This is a genomic window from Nanhaiella sioensis (assembly GCF_046557775.1).
GTDB lineage: Bacteria > Bacillota > Bacilli > Bacillales > SM2101 > Nanhaiella > Nanhaiella sioensis.
The window spans coordinates 143,182-160,505 of the sequence record NZ_JBKAEG010000001.1 but is presented as its reverse complement, the minus strand read 5'-3'; the positions used below and the strand labels follow the sequence as shown (position 1 = coordinate 160,505).

Genomic DNA, 17,324 nt, shown 5'->3' with positions numbered 1-17,324 from the left:
TGGAAGTTATAAAACAGCTAAATGAATCAAAAAGGATTCCTTTTCTGTGTATTAATTTAATACAGCAAATAGTGGTAAGACATCTGTTAGCTAAACTAATTATTAAAGGAGGAATTGAACTATGGCTTCAGAAAGTCATGTTCTCACACAAAAACAAATTGCAGAGTCGTTTTCTAATGGTAATTTTGAGCCTGCTTTTCCATTTCTAGCGAAAAAAATTGAATGGAATATCGTAGGTGACAAAACCTTGGTAGGTAGGGAGGCTGTATTAGATGAATGCAAGCAAACTTCAAATTATTTCAAAACGATTACCACTAAATTCACTACATTAAATGTAATTTCTGAAAAAAATTGCGTTGCAGTGAATGGAACAGCTGAATTTATTCGTAATGGTGAACAATTATCTTTTGTTTCAGCCTGTGATGTGTATATTTTTAATGATAAAAATGAACTGCAAAGAATTGATTCTTATTGTATCAAGTGAGAAGGTTGGATTTCTCCTGTAAATATACTGAAAAATAATGAAATCCCATCTTCGTTACAGAAGTGGGATTTTTAAAATTCTATACTTAGGAAAAGCAGCCAACACGGGCTATAAGAATTAGCTAAGACCTTGTGGATGAAGACGTGAATGATTTAGTTATAAGTCTTATTTTGTTTATTGTTTTAACAAAAATCAAGAGCAAAAAACAATAGCATTTAATTAAGAGGAACCCTCAACTACATAAGCCAGTTTTCCATCTGGAGTAAAGGCGACAACTCCTGGATTTTCTCCAACCTGAATAGTAGTAATCACACTATGCGTTGTTACATCAATAACCGACACAGTGCCAGGATCATCGTCCCGGTTGATTATATAAGCAAGCTTACCGTCGGGTGTAAAAGCGATAACACCAGGTTCTTCCCCTACCCTCACTGTAGTAATCACACTATGAGTTTTCACATCAATGACAGACACAGAGACATCGTCTCGATTGGCCACATAAGCAAGTTTCCCGTCTGGTGTTAGGGTGACAGTTCTTGGTTCTTCCCCAACCTGCACAGTAGCAATTACACTATGTGTTTTTACATCAATGACAGAAACAATGTTATTATTGAAAAGGCGGTTAGTCACATAAGCTAGTTTTCCATCAGGAGTGAAGGCGACATCTCTAGAGTCTCCCGCAGTTTGTACAGTAGCAATAACGCTATGCGTTTTCACATCAATGACGGAAATAAGTCCAGGATCTTCGTTCCGGTTAGTTACATAAACAAGCTTTCCATCAGGTGTTAGGGTGACAGTTCTAGGTTCATCCAAAACCTGAACAGAGGCAATTACACTATGTGTCTTTACATCAATGATAGAAACAGTGTTTTCATCCATGTTAGCCACATAAGCAAATTTACCATCAGGAGTGAAGGCGACATCTCTAGGTTCTTCTCCAACCTGCACCGTAGCAATTACACTATGAGTTTTCACATCAATAACAGAAACAGAGTTCCCCCGCTCATTGATTACATAAGCTAGTTTTCCATCGGGTGTAAAGTTTACAAGTTCTGGATTCTCTCCAACCTGCACCGTAGCAATTACACTATGTGTTTTCACATCAATGACAGAAACAGTTTCTAAATCATTATTAGCTATATAAGCCAGTTTTCCATCAGGAGTAAAGATAGGTTGGGCAGATACAACATTATCTCCAACAGGTATAGTAGTGATCACGTTATGTGTTTTGACATCAATTACCGTTGTCGTCAAAAAACCGCCTCTTTCTCATCGAGTATACTTTCTATATAGATATGAAAAAAGTTAGTTTGGGTGATACTTTTTATGAAACAATGGTGATATTATGTTTATAAAAAATTATAGAAAACATGGTGGTGCCAACATACAAGATAAGCCATTAAAGGTGCATTGGTATATGCATGAATTACCACTTCAATAAACAAAAATATTGATCCATTATTTTATCGTAAAAGAGGGATGTAAAATGTCAATTTTACATAGCAGACACATTATAGGGTTATTAATAATACTAGTAATCCTCATATTGGTAGTATCTTTTCTAATTATTTCATTTGGTTATTTTAATAGTAAGGAAATAAGTTTACTGACTTCAAAGTGCTATGAATCTGGTGGAGAAGTGGTACTAGAGATACACGAGTACATAACAAGTAGTTATTCTTTTGAGTGTAAAAAATAAAATGAAAACGGTTAAAAAATTAGGAGAATTAATTGAATTGTAAAAATAGAATTATTAATTAAGCACAATAGAAAAAATGTGTAACAGTAGAACTAATAGGGAGAGATGACATAAAGTATCATAGAAAAGATCAATCAGGTCAATCAGTAGAATTTGTAATACGTCAAAACGGGATGGCAATTCCTGAATCAGAAATCCAAGTTACTATTTAGTATGCTGAGAATTAATTCACACACATACGACTCATGTCTTTTCTTTAGCCGTGAGTTTTTTTCTTCTTTTGTATATTAATGAATATAAAATTTAAATCTAGTTTACATAATAGCAGCTAGAACCAATCAATTTATACAAACGTTGATATAACAGCACTCTTTTAGTTGGAATTTATGGAATATGAATGGCTGTGTATATTGTTAATATTTGATGATTCCTTGTATAAAATTAAAATTATATCCTCGTTTTTTTGTATAAAAACGTTATTGTTAAATTGGGTAGAAGTAAACACAAGTTGTGTTGTGTGTAATAATTAAATGCTACTTAATACTATGGATGGTGTCTGTAAAAAAGACGTGTTCTTTCTTTTCAAAAAGTGTCAATCCAACTTAATAAGCTGAATTGTTACTGGAATTTGTATTATTTTAGTCTGCCGGCTGAAGAATCTGAGTATTATAGGAAGTATAATATTTGGAGGAGGCGAATTTTATGGACGGGGATATTTTCTACGTATTATCCATTATTGTTGCTATAATGTTTGCTTTTATTGCTGTTTTTCAAGTGTTACTTGCACTAGGGGTACCGTTAGGCGAATTTGCGATGGGTGGATTTTATAAAGTTTTACCAAAAAAATTACGTTTAATAAGTTTTATCAATGCTATCATTCTTTTGTTTATGGGAGTTGTTTTTTTACAGCATACTAACTTTTTAAACTTTAATTTTTTACCTACAAGTATTTTAGTTTGGGTAATAACAGTTTATCTTGGCTTAAATACGATAAAAAATCTAATATCTAAGAGTAAAAAAGAAAGATATGTAATGACACCTTTATCAAGTATTGCATTTATATTATGTTTAATGGTTTCTTTGTCATAGGATAGGAGATTACCATATTTATATTTTGACAGTGTTGAAAAATATAATGACGTTCAATTATCGTGCACAAGAATGTAATACTATCTTGGCTACTTTTAGACTAATAGCTTAAAAGAATTTATAAACAGAAATGACTGACAGGCCTCATCTATTTAGTACTAAAATGAAAAAAAGTAAGCCTCTTTTTCATTTTAGTGATACATATGGGGACAAGAAGTAATACACTGTTTCCAATGAAGCATACTTAAATTTAGGTATAGATAATAGCCCAATATTTATTGAGGATGGAAACTGGATAATGAAGAACCTTAGAGTTCTATGAGAAAGAATAAATTATTAAGATATTTGGTTTTTTAGTAGAACGTTTGATTATGGTCTATTAGTTTGACGTTATGGAGGATATTTAGAGCACGACCCAAATACGAAAGAAATTTCTTTTACCGTAACTAAATGGATTGATAATTGAGTTTTAGCAAAATGGAAGGAATGACCTAACATTGCGCTTTTTACGAAATGGCGTCTTTTTTGGAGAAGGGCGTCTTTATATATGGTGGCAGTTTGAATAGAAATGTTCCTAGAAAGACTACATTTAAATTTTCATCGGAGCTGAAGATACAATAGAATAGTTGGGGCACTATATAAAATGTTGAGGGAGAATAAAATGGAGTTAAAATATAAAGAAAATACATTATGGAGAATTGCTGGAATTGTGTGGTTGATAGTTGCGGTGATGAATTTGGGGTTGATGATCTTTTTGATAAATGGCATTTCTGGTGGGTTTGGTTTTTTGATTAGCCCTGTTTTATTAATCAACATCATACTAAGTTTTTTATTGGCTGTGTTTTACTTTAAAATTACTGCCATAGTTTATCTTAGGTTAAACGACAAGATACTTTCTATTTATAAAGGTTTAGTTTTACCAAGAAAAAAGGTAATTCTTTCAGAGATTGAAGAAGGGCGAGTGATAGGGAATAGATTCATATTAATTTTACAAAATGGTAAAGAAGTCGAGATAAATCTAAAACTTTTAACCATTAGAGATTTTGAAAGATTAAGAACGAAATTAGGTAACTCCTTTTTGATCATAGATTAATTGAGTATTTCAAAAGGTAAATGTTATAACTACCTCTTTCTTTGAAGAGTTTTTAGGTGGTAAAGATATGGACTGTCAACACCAAACTAGACAATTTTTTTAAGGTGTCTATTTTTGTACTCAATAGGACTGGCATATCTTAGTGTGCTGTGAATACGAATATGGTTAAACCAATGCACGTAGTCATGGAATTCTCGTGTTAATTCTTCTAAACTTTCATACTGCCTCCCTTTGACAAATTCTGTCTTAATAATTTTAAATGTAGCTTCTGCAACGGCATTATCATAGGGGCATCCCTTCATGCTTAAGGAGCGTTTAATAGAGAACGTTTTTAAAGCTTCATCAATTAACTTATTTTTGAATTCGTTTCCTCTATCAGTATGAAACAATTGGATATGATGAAGGTCTTCCTTTATTGAAGCGAAGGCACGATAAACAAGCAACGCATCCTTATTGGATCCCGTACTATATCCAATAATTTCTCGGTTAAAGAGATCAACAAATACACATATGTAATGCCATTTTTTATCAACCCTTACATATGTTAAATCGCTTACGACAACGGATAACGCTTCGTTCCGCGTGAATTTACGGTTTAGTTCATTGGAATAGTGGTCCTCATTTGGCTTTTCTGAATGGGGTTTAAACTGTGCGACAGTATATTTAGAAACCAGTCCTTGTTCTTTCATGACTCTACCAATGCGCCTTCTAGAAACAGCTTTCCCAAGCTTTATAAGTTCATGTTTAATTTTGCGTGTCCCGTAATTCTGTCGACTCTCATGAAAGATTCGAACAATATGTGACGTGATATCATCCTCATGAGTTCGCTGTTTTGCTTCATAATAAAAAGTGCTTCTTGGGAGTTGTAGGACTTGGCACATTGCTGATATCGAGTATTTGTGTTTGTTTTGCTTAATCACATTTACTTTTGTCCTAGTATCAGCGCGGCTTGCTTTAAAATATCATTTTCCATTTCTAATTGCTTGTTTCGCTTACGTAATTCTTGCAGTTCCTTTTGTTCAGGAGTTAGGTTGTCCTTCTCTTTGAATGACCCGGAATTTTTAAATTGATTAATCCATTTATCAAGAGAGGAAGGTGTTAAGTCGTATTCTCGAATAATTTCTTTCCGTGGTTTTCCGTTTTCATATAGTTGTACAATTTGTTGCTTGAATTCTTGGGTAAAAGTACGGCGTGCTCTTTTTGTCATGTAGATTCTCCTCATTATTTATATAGTAAGTTCATTCTACTTGACCTTAAAATTTCTGTCTAACTAAGTGTAGCCGGTCCAGATACTTCTTTTTCAGGTTTGGTTAATAATAAAAGGAATAATACAAATATATACGTAATCGATTGTAAAGGATACGAAGTGAATTGTAGTACAAAAACCCATGGGCTTTTCTAGAATAAAACGCTGTACAATTCGAAAATTGACCTTACCTAAGCTGTAGCATTTCAGTAAGGAAAAGTTTTTTTTGGAAAGGACCTAGGATGTTAATAATGATATTTATGATGTATGGGTATTTAATAAAAGCTATCATATTACACAAACCCTACATCAGGAGGTCATGTGAGCGAAATTTTTGATAAGATAAGAGCTTGAAGAACTATATAATTCTAATCTTAGAGCCAACCCTTAGTTACTTTACATATTCTATTAATAAATCTTAAGTAAAAATTGATGTTGGAAACCATAATAGAAAATAAGTAGTTCTAAACATTTGGATGGAGGTTTAATAAAATGACGAAAAATGATGAATATTTTATGAAACAAGCACTGGATATCGCTTTTCAAGCTAGAACGGCAGGAAATGAACCTTTTGGAGCTATATTAGTAAAAGGTGATGAAGTAGTGATGATTGGGGAAAACAAAATTAATACTTTGTGTGATCCTACTCACCATGCTGAAATTGGACTTATTAGAAAATTTTGTTCTGAACATAATATTTTTGATCTAAGTCAATATAGTCTTTATACCAGTTGTGAACCTTGTGTAATGTGCTCTGGAGCTATGGTTTGGTCGAATCTCGGAAAAATAGTATACAGTGTATCTCATGATCAATTAGCAAAAATAGCAGGTAGTAACATTATGATATCATGCAAAGAAGTATTTGATAAAAGTCCTCAAAAACCAGTAGTGGTAGAGAAAATATTAAATGAAGAGGGATTAAAAGTATTTGAAGGATATAAGTTTTAAATTAGAAACATCTAAAAGAAAGATACCAGAGTGACCTACCTTCAAAATATGGATTTGTTTTCTACACGATACATTATTGTATGCGCACTGTATAACTATATTGTTACTAGATAGGTGGCAAATAACAATCTAATTGTTAGGGTCAGTTATTTTTTAAAAATTTGCTATGGCTATATCAATTCTATATAGAAAATGCATTCTTGATAAAGTGGAATTAGTAACGTTCTTATTGCAACTTCCATAAAAATAATACATATTAATACGTCAACCAGAAATAACTAAACTTTTTCTTTAGTAACGAAAAAAGTCCATTTTCTCATTTTTAATACTGAGAGATTGGGCTTTTTAATATTGTAATTTTATTAACGCTTTATAGCCACTTTTGCTTATCCTACCCATAGTATGTAGCTGCATCATTGGATAACAAAGCAGAAGGGCAAAATATTCCCAGATTACATTCTGAAGTATGATAACTATTAATGCAGGGATATATGGAAGATCCTAGAATAGATAATTATTAACAATAATATAAAAGAGGTGAAAAGGTAGATAGCAAATTACTAAAGGCTGTTTTCGCATTGATTATTGTTTTTCGTATTAAGAAATAAAACAGTACACAACTAGAGTTCGTGGCATCTTTTTTTCAGTACAACGATGACTAACAATATAATAACCACTTTTTTTGTATTTAATTGATAATAATAGCAACAAAGTTTACGAAAAGAGCCTTACTAAAAGAAAGGGTAGGAACGATTATTTCTTAAAAGGATTATGGTGATTTGAAACTTTACGATTCTGTTCGAAGAAATAAGTATTAGCCATCGAAAGAAGAGTGTAACAAGGCGACAATTACTTATTAGTATTTTTGCAACTGTACATAGGAGCTTTTTCTAACGGAAAGTGAAACAAATAGTGGTTCAGAAAAGTTATGAAATAAGAGACATAATAAGCTATAAAATAGTAGCTTAGTTAAGGGAGATGTAATAAATTTGGAAATTAAATATAGGAATGCTACTAAAACATTTAGAAAGTTAAAATTAATAGGTATAACTTTAATTACTATCATTCTACTTACATTGGTAGCAGGCTTTTTGTATGAATATACGAGTTACAAAAATCTTAAAAACAACTTTCCTCCAGATGGAGAAATGGTTGATGTAGGAGATAGAGAAATACATGTGAATATTCAAGGGAAAAAAACGAATCTACCATCTATTGTTATTGAAGCAGGAGCTGGTTCATGGTCCTATGATTGGTCATACGTCCAGAAAGAGCTAGCAAAGCATACTGAAGTAATTACTTATGACCGAGCAGGGCTTGGGTGGAGTGAGCCACATCCTAATGGATACAATATCGATACGACGATAGATGATTTAAGTGCAATTATTGAATATTCTAATATTGATACCCCAGTAATATTAGTGGGTCATTCACTTGGAGGGCTTTATTCTCGTCTCTTTGCAGATAAATATCCTGAAAAGGTTTCAGGCTTAATTCTTGTTGATGCACGAAATGAATATTTTACAGAAAAAGCTACAACATTTAATGATGTGTATTTTGAGTCACAAGATCAAACAGTATATCGTATATTATCTCAATTTGGAATTATACGCCTATTTGGGGAGGCAATGCTTGGCGATGCAATTCCCGATTACCTTTCAGCAGAAAAGCAGGTCAATGTTCAATACGACTCTGATTTTTTCAAAATAACCGATGAAGAATTCAAACAATTAAGATCATTAGAGAAGCTATTGAAGGATACTCAACACCTAGATGATAAGCCCCTACTAATTATTACACCAAGTGATATAGATAGAGAAATGATATTAGGTACAATCGGATTAGGATTTTCAGAAGAAGAGGCGAATATTATTGATCAGCAATGGAAAGATGCTCAAAAACAACAAACCGATTTATCAAATAATAGTGAGCTTATTTTAGTTCCGAATAGCGGTCACAATATGATGTTTGACCAACCTGATGCAATTATTGAAGCTATTTTGAAAATGGCTGGTGAAATATAAACTATATAAAGGAGTTAGCTTTATTAAATGTACAGGTTTAAATTTGCATTAACCATAACGGAGCTCTTTAATGGATTTATAAAAGTAGCCGTTCCATATAGGGATGGCTTTTTCATTCCGTAAATTCTTTTGAATTGTTAATAAAAAGAAAATCATTGGTAGACTTTAAATTTTGAAGGTCTGCTTTTTAGTTTAGACAGTTTTTATACAAAAAAATAAACTCGAATACAACTAGGTTTCGTGGCATCTTTACTTTTATAAAACGATGACAGTTGAGTAAAACGACGTTTTTATCTATATAGCAACAAAGTTTACGAAAAGAACCTTAGTTTATATAGAAATTTAAAACATTTATATGGCATATAGGTGATATAGAGCGTTTACAATATATGTTTGGTAGGATGTTGAAGCATTTGCTAGCAATTGTAAGAATGGCTCATATGAGTATTAATGATCGTATTCAATTCAATGAGGTTGCTAGTTAGGCGTGTAAATAGCGTTTTCTCAAACTTAAGTAGTTCTGTAGACTATTAACTGTATCTTTTGAAAGAGACCTAAAATAAACATTTTTAATAAAAACTGGAGTGGTAAGAGTAGATGTTACAAAACAAAAAGGTTGCATTTTTAGGCGCTGGTTCAATGGCGGAAGCTATGATATCAGGGCTGATTTATACAAAGAAGATTCCAAATAACCATATCATTGTAAGTAATAAAAGTAATATGGAAAGACTACGCACACTTGAGGATAGATACGGGATTCGTGGAGATACAAAGGATGATATCAATTTTTCTGAAATAGATTTTTTTGTTTTAGCTATGAAGCCAAAAGATGCGGAATCAGCTCTAACATTTTTAAAGAATAAAATAAAACCGAATCAAGTTATTTTATCAGTAATGGCAGGTATCACAACAGCTTTTATAGAGGAACGATTAAATGAAGGACAGCCAGTAATAAGAGTAATGCCAAATACTTCTAGTATGGTAAGAGAATCGGCAACAGGAGTGTCTACTGGATCTAATGTTGAAATGGACAAAGTAATGATAGTAAAGCAAATATTAGAGTGCTTTGGTGAAGTTTACTTTATTGAGGAAGAGAAAATGGATCTATTTACTGGAATTGCCGGCAGTGGTCCAGCTTATTTTTACTATTTAATAGAACAAATTGAACGAGCAGCAGTTGACGGGGGTATAGAAGAAGAAACAGCACGAAAAATTAGTGTTCAAACAATGCTAGGTGCTTCCAAAATGATTATGGAACGAGACGAATCTCCATCAAAATTAAGAGAAAATGTAACATCTCCAAATGGAACAACACAAGCTGGGTTAGATGCGTTACAAAAATTTGGCGGGGGCAAGGCAATTAAGCAAGCAGTCAAAACAGCTGCAAAACGATCAAAGGAAATTAATAAAGAGTATCTATAAATGTAGGAGCAGTTCATCTTTTCATAAACATGGTTCGCAAATTAGAAAAAAGTGATACTGAGGAATTTAAAAAGAAATGGGATGAATTATCCGACTCAGAAAAACGAGGATAAATTAGAGTATTAAGGGGTCTTATTATACCTTGTAATCGCGTAATTGTATTGTGGATTATTGTGACTCTTATTAAGTAAACATATTAAAAACTGTGTTCAATGATAAAACATGAAAAAAGTATTGACGCATCATACACCCAGTCAAGTTATGAATATAGACATAAGATATCATATTAATCTGTGAATTTGGAGGTTAAATGATGAGTCAATATAAGAAAGTTAGTTCTTGTTGTGGAAGTTCAATTCAAAAAGAAAATAAGTGTGATTGTCCGTGTCAGTTAATTGTGGAAGATGCTGTTATAATGTACATGCTACAACAAGGACAAACAGCTCAAATTTACGATGGTAGGACGGTAGACCTTCATGGTGAAGTCTGTTTCAATTTGGTGAGTAATGTAGTACAAGGAGGAGAATTAGACGTAAATTTTACTACAAACGGTATAGTACAAACCGTAACGCTAGATACAGTTAGTTTTAACAAACTTTTTTCCTTTGAAAACGTAACGACAGTAGAAGCGACATGTAAAGTACAAGGGCCAGATGGTATGTGTATGGGGCAATTGATTATTGATGGGATGACAGTTCCTTGTAAAACACATTAACTTACAATTTTATTCAACACAATGATTATTGAGAAGAATAGTTCCCGTTTTTCAGAAATGAATAATTGGAACTATGTTTTACTTTTTATAGATTGTTTGCTTTCAAAATTGGGAATACTGTAACAAATTAAGAGGAGAAATTGGGCCTTCCGGTAGTAAAGGAAAGTAGTTATGAATTAAACGAGTAGAACAAGTGCTTATTCATTGTGTCAAAAATCGAGCCATTATACAGTTGAGATGTTAAGGAGTGCTAAAAAAAGACCTCAAATATAAATAATGATACGAAAATGTTATTTTGTATCTTTTATTAATGAGTAAAACCTGACTACTTCATCTACTCCCCAAAAACATATAGAAGTGACTAACGAGGGGAATAAAAACACTTCATACTTTCGCCAGAATTGGATGAAATCCCATATTAACATTTCAGTTTCAAATATTAGCCCAGCGATAAATACAAATCCGAAACCAAAGACAACGTGGATAACAAGAGCCCAAAATATTCGTTTGTTATTTGTAAATTGTTTAGTTAATTTTTCTGACAAAAATGATACAGGAAGCCCATAAATTAATATTACAGGAATTGCAATTAAACTAATCCAAAGCGCTAATGGAAAAAAAGCTATCAGTTCTTCTCCATCTGTGAATACAAACCAAAAAGCGATAAGTGAAATAGATAACAATGAAGCAAAAATCAATGTTAAAATTTTTCTTTTTAGCATATCAACGCACTCCTTGATATTGTTTTACCAAATTATACAAAATAGAGAACTTACATAAAAATAACAATCTTATCGAAAAGAGTCTTAAAGAAAACAATTAACTATTTCCTAATATTTTGAGTAAAAGGTTATTACAAATTGAGTACCCCAAAACACAAGTTGAGTTCTGTTTATTAATTAAATGCTATTCAACAAACAAGCGCTATTTTCTGATTAACATAATTTTAACAACTTTATGATTCTATTTCTATAATCTTGATTATTCCTATAATGAAACAACAATTGATCTCACCCTTAAATTAGGACGAGGTTATACGAATTTGAGGACTAGAAATAAAACGACTATATTACAACGATTGTTGCTATTGTTACCAAATATCAGTGTTAGAAATTGTATTTAAATCTTCGTTTTGCATTGTATATAAGAGAAAAATGCCCTCATATAGTTGTGTACGTTTAGTACCTATTGGGGAACAACAATCGAATACGAAAACAGTTATTAGAAACAACAAGGTTAATTAGTAATAATAATAAATTAATGAGAGATGTAGAATTATAGACATGAACTTTATTAAAATAGTTTTTTCTAGTACATAGCTATTAACTTGCTATAATCATACGATACAGATATGAAGACCTAGCATTATCCATGATCCAGATGAATATATGTTGTTCATTGATTAATAATGAATTTCATTATTGACAAATGGGCATATCTTTTGATAAAGTTTCCTTAGGGAAAAACAATTGTCTTTGACTATTTAATTGGCGGTAATGAAAAATGTATTTTAAACTTCCTATATTATTGTCATGATATACAAAAGTAGATAAAGAACATTATTTTTTTGTTCAAAAGTTGCACTAGTCCAATAAAATAGCGTTAATCAAAAACAGATAAAGCGGAGGGTTTAATATGAAGAAAAAACTAATGTTATTGCTTACTAGTTTGTTAACTTTTATCATCTTAGCTACTGGATGTAGTGATGATACATCACAAACTAATAAATCAGATAGCCTTATTACGGTTACGACGACAATCGGTCAAATCGCAGATATTGTTGAAAATGTAGGCGGTGAGTATGTGGAAGTAACACCACTTATGGGGCCTGGGATAGATCCCCATTTATTTCAAGCTTCTCAAGGGGATATTAAGAAATTAAGTGAAGCAGATATTATTTTTTATAACGGACTACATTTAGAAGGGAAAATGAACGAAATATTTGAAAAAATGAGAGCTGAAAAGCCTACGTATGCTGTAAGTGAGACAGTTCCTGAAGATATGCTGTTAGCAAAACCTGGAGATACAAAAGCTATAGACCCGCATGTTTGGTTTGATACTGAACTTTGGGCATACTCTGTAAAAGCCGTTAGTGAGGGGTTAGCTCAATTGGACCCTGAGCATGCTGATACTTATCATGCCAATGCTGAAAAGTATATTGACACTTTAAAAGAAATAAGGGCATACGCTGAAGAACAGCTCGCTCAAATACCTGAAGAAAGTCGTGTTCTTGTTACAGCTCATGATGCATTTGGCTATTTTGGCGAGGCATATGGTATTGAGGTAATGGGTTTACAAGGGTTAAGTACTGATTCAGAGTATGGTCTAAAAGATGTTCAAAATTTAGTAGATTTATTAGTTGATAGGAAAATTAAAGCAGTATTTATTGAGAGTAGTATTTCTGAAAAATCAATTAATGCTGTCGTTGAAGGTGCAAAAGAAGAAGAACATGAAGTAATAATTGGGGGATCATTGTATTCAGATGCAATGGGGGAACAAGGAACTGAAGAAGGTACGTATGAAGGAATGTATATGCATAATATTGATACGATTGTTTCAGCGTTGAAATAATGTGTAAAGGAGTATAAATGATGAATCCAGTACAAGTAGAAAATGTCACAGTTGCATATCATCGCAAGCCTGTATTACAAGAAGTGAGCTTCACTGTTCCAGAGGGAAAGCTTATAGGTGTAATCGGTCCTAATGGAGCTGGGAAGTCGACGTTGATTAAAGCAATACTGGGGTTAATTCCTAAGGCAAGTGGAGACGTTCAAATTTATAAAAAGCCGTATAAAGCTCAACGCAAGCTTGTAGGGTACGTACCACAAAGAGGCTCTGTTGATTGGGATTTCCCAACAAATGCATTAGATGTAGTTTTAATGGGGAGATACGGTCACGTTGGATGGTTTCGCAGGCCGCATAAGAAGGATGTAGAGTTTGCTCTTTCTTGTCTAGATAAAGTTGGGATGAAGGAATTTGCTAATAGACAAATTAGTCAGTTATCAGGTGGACAACAGCAACGTGTGTTTCTTGCAAGAGCTTTGGCCCAAGATGCAACAGTCTATTTTATGGATGAACCTTTTGTTGGAGTCGACGCAGCTACTGAAAAAGCAATCATTGCTTTATTGACAGAATTAAAATCACAAGGAAAAACAGTGCTCGTTGTACATCATGATTTACAAACAGTAAAGGAATATTTTGATTGGGTGCTGCTTTTAAACATGAGGAAAATCGCAATTGGTCCTACAGAAGAAGTATTTACAATGGATAATTTACAAAAAACATATGGTGGACGATTGGCATTTCTTGAACACGGAAATGCATTAGTTGAACAATAGGAGTGAAATATTATGTGGGCTACACTCATTAGCACGTTATCAGATGCAAATACTCAATGGGTGTTAATAGGAACCGTTTTATTAGGGATAGCTAGCGGTGTGTTAGGGAGCTTTGCATTACTTCGAAAGCAGAGCTTACTAGGGGATGCGATGGCACATGCTGCTTTACCTGGGATATGTATAGCTTTTTTACTTTACGGTTCAAAGTCAATTGTGTTATTTCTAATTGGTGCAGCAATTTCAGGCTTAATAGCAACTTATTTTATACAGTCTATTATATCCTTTTCGAGAATTAAGGAAGATACGGCGATTGGCTTAATTCTATCTGTGTTTTTTGGTTTTGGAATTGTCTTATTAACATTTATTGCACAAAACAGTTCAGGGAATCAAAGCGGTTTAGACGACTTTATCTTTGGGCAGGCTGCATCGCTAATAGGTACGGATGTAAAAGTTATATCTGGTGTAGCTATAACGATGCTCGTTATTACATTACTATTGTTTAAAGAATTTAAGCTTCTAACATTTGACCCTCAGTTTGCAAAGGGGATTGGATTACCAACAGGTGTTTTAAATGCATTACTCATGGTACTAATAGTTGGGGCAGTTGTCATTGGTTTACAAGCAGTTGGAGTTGTCCTCATGGCAGCTATGCTTATTACACCTGCAATAGCTGCGCGTTATTGGACAGAGAGGCTTGATTACATGGTCATTATTTCTGGAGCAATAGGTGCAGTTTCAGGTATATTAGGTACTTTAATTAGTACGACAACAACAGGTATGCCTACAGGTCCGTTAATTATCGTCGCGGCAACTATCATCTTTCTTGTTTCAATGATTTTTGCACCAAATCGCGGCTTATTAATGAAAGGAATTCGTTTGCTAAAGCTTAGAAAACTCGTAGCGAAGGAAAATATATTACTATCTTTATATGATTTTGCTGAAGAAATGATTAATACTGACAATAGTCATTATCTCCGTGCAATTGAAGAAAGAGAGATTAACAAAAAACGGCCTCTATCGAGTCGACAGTTAAACAAAGTATTATTACAATTTTCAAAAGAAGGTATTGTGAAAAAAGAACATAATCTTTCATGGCGTTTAACCGAAAAAGGTTTATATGAAGCTTATGATGTAGTATTGAAACATAGATTAATGGAAATTTATTTAATGCACGAGATGAAATTTGCAGCATTTCATGTAAAGCATGATAACCATTCATCAATATTAGATTTACCGAAAAATGTAGTTGACGAGTTGAAGAAATTATTAATTCAATACGGAAGGCAACCAAAGCTAGTGCCTAGTTCGGAAGGCAGCTTACACACTGTTTTTAGCCCTACATCAACAGAAACGCATCGACAAAAGGTAAAAGGACATGGAGGGGCAAGCTCATGAGTTATGCAGCTTGGATAATAATTACAGGTTCACTTGTAGGTATTACTTGTGGCATGATCGGATGTTTTTTAATATTGCGTAAAATGGCTATGCTTGCAGATGCAATTAGTCACACAGTTTTATTAGGGATTGTTGGAGCTTATTTAATAAGCAATAGCTTAGACGGAATAAATATGCTAATAGGGGCTGTTATAGTAGGCTTACTTACTGCTTTTTTTGTTCAGCTTCTTGATTCAAGTGGAGTACAATCAGATGCAGCAATTGGTGTTGTTTTTACTTCGCTGTTTGCAGTCGGCGTCATTCTACTCTCATTATACGCTGATAATGTGCATCTAGATGTTGATCATGCATTGATGGGTGAGATCACATTTATCCCATGGGATACAATTGAAATAGCGGGTTACAATTTAGGTCCAAAGGCAGTATGGATGTTAGGTTCTGTATTTGTCATAAACCTCATTTTGATTATTTTATTTTATAAGGAAATAAAAATAGCTTCCTTCGATCCAGAAATGGCGTTAGCATTAGGAATTCCAGTTATGTTTATACACTATTTACTTATGGGGATGGTATCCATTTCAACTGTTGCATCCTTTGATAGTGTAGGGGCGATTCTTGTTGTTGCGATGCTCATCGTCCCTGGAGCAACAGCCTATTTATTAACAGAAAGGCTTAGTATCATGCTCGTCATAAGTGCTCTAATTGGTGTGCTAGCTGCTGTGCTTGGCTACTATGCAGCCGTCTTATGGAATGTATCAATCGCTGGAGCAATGGCAACTTCTGCTGGGATTATCTTTGCTATCACATTTTTCTTATCACCCAAGCATGGTGTACTGTCCAGGTGGTTAGCGAGAAGAAAAGTTACCATTAAGGATTTTTGATAAAAGTGTCTCAAGCTTTCACTTTGCTAAGTGTAGGGTATGAGGCGCTTTTTTTATAGAAAAGTATTGGTGAATTTTCTGCGAAGAACGTTACACGTGTTTTATAAGAGGATGAAAATACCTGTATATATTTTGCTTATACTACATTAAAGCATAAAATTGATGTGAAATAAATAGCCATATTAATAATAAGAATGGAAGTACATTTAATAAAATTAATAACTTGATGTTAATTTCTTAAGAGGTGATAGGCGTGTGAATGCTCGAAAAATCTTTGGAATATTACTAATTCTATCTTTAATGGCTGTAACTTCATGTTCAAAGAAAACAACAATTGAGGAAAATATTGACTATGTCGCATATATTTCGAAAAAAGAAGATTCAGATTCATCTTATCAGAAAATCTTTATGGAGCTAAATCTAGGTTGGTTACTTGATTTTGAACTTGAACTTCCGTATGCAGATCAAAGCTGGGTTAATATTTGGCTTGAAGGATATGAGGATGGAGAAAAGATAAAAGCTTCTCCGTTAATACAGTTATCCTATGGGAGGGCTCCACGTAATACTTCTACAGGCTCAATGGGGTTTGGTATGATTGAATCCGCAGATCAAGATTTGTTCTTTCTATATTCTCCAGCGACAATGCAGAGACCACAAGCCCTTGAAGTAAATGATTCATATTTTTCTACAGGTGCTAGTCAATTCTATTATGCTTTTTTAGAAGATACGATTCGATTACAATCGGGCGAAACAAGAGTATTAGCATTCTTCCGGCATAATAATGAAACAATTTTACGCCCCTATGACTACTATACTCAGGCTGGAATTGACGAAATGATCCAAGAAGAGACTTTTGTCATGGTATTAAAAATTAAAGTAGAGAAAGGCATAGGTAAGTAAGAGGCTGTCCGATCGGACCTCTAAAAAATAAAGCATCCAATGAAAAATGTTATCTTTTTCATTAAATGCTTTTTCTGTGCAAACTGCTGC

The 17,324-nt window shown here is 33.3% G+C and carries 15 protein-coding genes; 12 read left to right on the top strand and 3 right to left on the bottom strand.

Annotation, left to right across the window (positions count from 1 at the left end):
- Window positions 1–121 precede the first annotated feature (121 nt).
- A complete protein-coding gene (locus V1503_RS00710; protein ID WP_410624047.1) occupies window positions 122–484 on the top strand; it encodes a hypothetical protein in 363 nt (120 codons plus the stop codon).
- 219 nt (window positions 485–703) lie between these two features.
- Here V1503_RS00710 and V1503_RS00705 read toward each other — a convergent pair whose 3' ends face one another.
- Window positions 704–1,738 carry a cytochrome D1 domain-containing protein gene (locus tag V1503_RS00705; RefSeq protein WP_410624045.1) on the bottom strand — a complete coding sequence of 345 codons (1,035 nt, stop codon included), beginning with the start codon at window positions 1,736–1,738 and terminating at the stop codon, window positions 704–706.
- A 1,147-nt stretch (window positions 1,739–2,885) separates the two neighbouring features.
- On the opposite strand from V1503_RS00705, the gene V1503_RS00700 reads away from it, so the two are divergent.
- Together V1503_RS00700 and V1503_RS00695 are read left to right on the top strand one after the other, a co-directional pair.
- Complete coding sequence (locus V1503_RS00700; protein ID WP_410624043.1) at window positions 2,886–3,272, top strand: hypothetical protein; 387 nt, start codon at window positions 2,886–2,888, stop codon at window positions 3,270–3,272.
- Window positions 3,273–3,933: 661 nt separating this feature from the next.
- Complete coding sequence (locus tag V1503_RS00695; protein WP_410624041.1) at window positions 3,934–4,365, top strand: hypothetical protein; 432 nt, start codon at window positions 3,934–3,936, stop codon at window positions 4,363–4,365.
- Between the two features lie 86 nt (window positions 4,366–4,451).
- Here the strand turns inward: V1503_RS00695 and V1503_RS00690 are convergent.
- Window positions 4,452–5,572 (bottom strand): IS3 family transposase gene (locus tag V1503_RS00690; protein ID WP_410624039.1). Its coding sequence is split into 2 segments (ribosomal slippage): window positions 4,452–5,323 and window positions 5,323–5,572, totalling 1,122 coding nucleotides; the frame shifts between segments, so codons are not numbered across the junction.
- A 531-nt stretch (window positions 5,573–6,103) separates the two neighbouring features.
- On the opposite strand from V1503_RS00690, the gene V1503_RS00685 reads away from it, so the two are divergent.
- The 4 genes from V1503_RS00685 (at window position 6,104) to V1503_RS00670 (ending at window position 10,720) form a co-directional block, all read left to right on the top strand.
- Window positions 6,104–6,559 (top strand): nucleoside deaminase, encoded by a 456-nt coding sequence (locus tag V1503_RS00685; RefSeq protein WP_410624037.1) that lies wholly within the window; start codon window positions 6,104–6,106, stop codon window positions 6,557–6,559.
- 989 nt (window positions 6,560–7,548) lie between these two features.
- Entirely contained in the window at window positions 7,549–8,583 is a 1,035-nt protein-coding gene (locus V1503_RS00680; RefSeq protein ID WP_410624035.1) for an alpha/beta fold hydrolase, read from the top strand.
- Window positions 8,584–9,180: 597 nt separating this feature from the next.
- Window positions 9,181–10,005, top strand: coding sequence for a pyrroline-5-carboxylate reductase (gene proC, locus V1503_RS00675; protein ID WP_410624033.1), 825 nt, complete (start codon window positions 9,181–9,183; stop codon window positions 10,003–10,005).
- Window positions 10,006–10,318: 313 nt separating this feature from the next.
- Entirely contained in the window at window positions 10,319–10,720 is a 402-nt protein-coding gene (locus tag V1503_RS00670; protein ID WP_410624031.1) for a hypothetical protein, read from the top strand.
- A gap of 290 nt (window positions 10,721–11,010) precedes the next feature.
- Here the strand turns inward: V1503_RS00670 and V1503_RS00665 are convergent, their stop codons facing one another.
- On the bottom strand, window positions 11,011–11,442 hold the full coding sequence (locus V1503_RS00665; protein ID WP_410624029.1) for a hypothetical protein: 432 nt from the start codon (window positions 11,440–11,442) through the stop codon (window positions 11,011–11,013).
- A 913-nt stretch (window positions 11,443–12,355) separates the two neighbouring features.
- On the opposite strand from V1503_RS00665, the gene V1503_RS00660 reads away from it, so the two are divergent.
- The 5 genes from V1503_RS00660 (at window position 12,356) to V1503_RS00640 (ending at window position 17,234) form a co-directional block, all read left to right on the top strand.
- Entirely contained in the window at window positions 12,356–13,291 is a 936-nt protein-coding gene (locus V1503_RS00660; protein WP_410624027.1) for a metal ABC transporter solute-binding protein, Zn/Mn family, read from the top strand.
- 20 nt (window positions 13,292–13,311) lie between these two features.
- Window positions 13,312–14,058, top strand: a complete 747-nt coding sequence (locus tag V1503_RS00655; protein ID WP_410624025.1) for a metal ABC transporter ATP-binding protein — start codon at window positions 13,312–13,314, stop codon at window positions 14,056–14,058.
- A 12-nt stretch (window positions 14,059–14,070) separates the two neighbouring features.
- Entirely contained in the window at window positions 14,071–15,453 is a 1,383-nt protein-coding gene (locus tag V1503_RS00650; RefSeq protein ID WP_410624023.1) for a metal ABC transporter permease, read from the top strand.
- Window positions 15,450–16,334, top strand: coding sequence for a metal ABC transporter permease (locus V1503_RS00645; protein WP_320257352.1), 885 nt, complete (start codon window positions 15,450–15,452; stop codon window positions 16,332–16,334). Before V1503_RS00650 ends, V1503_RS00645 begins: the two co-directional genes overlap by 4 nt.
- Before the next feature lie 255 nt (window positions 16,335–16,589).
- Window positions 16,590–17,234, top strand: a complete 645-nt coding sequence (locus V1503_RS00640; RefSeq protein ID WP_410624020.1) for a hypothetical protein — start codon at window positions 16,590–16,592, stop codon at window positions 17,232–17,234.
- Window positions 17,235–17,324 lie beyond the last annotated feature (90 nt).

Bases quoted from the DNA above. Each gene is read 5' to 3' on its own strand.
- V1503_RS00710 (WP_410624047.1), top strand. From the start codon at position 122: ATGGCTTCAGAAAGTCATGTTCTCACACAAAAACAAATTGCAGAGTCG.
- V1503_RS00700 (WP_410624043.1), top strand. From the start codon at position 2,886: ATGGACGGGGATATTTTCTACGTATTATCCATTATTGTTGCTATAATG.
- V1503_RS00695 (WP_410624041.1), top strand. From the start codon at position 3,934: ATGGAGTTAAAATATAAAGAAAATACATTATGGAGAATTGCTGGAATT.
- V1503_RS00685 (WP_410624037.1), top strand. From the start codon at position 6,104: ATGACGAAAAATGATGAATATTTTATGAAACAAGCACTGGATATCGCT.
- proC (WP_410624033.1), top strand. From the start codon at position 9,181: ATGTTACAAAACAAAAAGGTTGCATTTTTAGGCGCTGGTTCAATGGCG.
- V1503_RS00670 (WP_410624031.1), top strand. From the start codon at position 10,319: ATGAGTCAATATAAGAAAGTTAGTTCTTGTTGTGGAAGTTCAATTCAA.
- V1503_RS00665 (WP_410624029.1), bottom strand. From the start codon at position 11,442: ATGCTAAAAAGAAAAATTTTAACATTGATTTTTGCTTCATTGTTATCT.
- V1503_RS00660 (WP_410624027.1), top strand. From the start codon at position 12,356: ATGAAGAAAAAACTAATGTTATTGCTTACTAGTTTGTTAACTTTTATC.
- V1503_RS00655 (WP_410624025.1), top strand. From the start codon at position 13,312: ATGAATCCAGTACAAGTAGAAAATGTCACAGTTGCATATCATCGCAAG.
- V1503_RS00650 (WP_410624023.1), top strand. From the start codon at position 14,071: ATGTGGGCTACACTCATTAGCACGTTATCAGATGCAAATACTCAATGG.
- V1503_RS00645 (WP_320257352.1), top strand. From the start codon at position 15,450: ATGAGTTATGCAGCTTGGATAATAATTACAGGTTCACTTGTAGGTATT.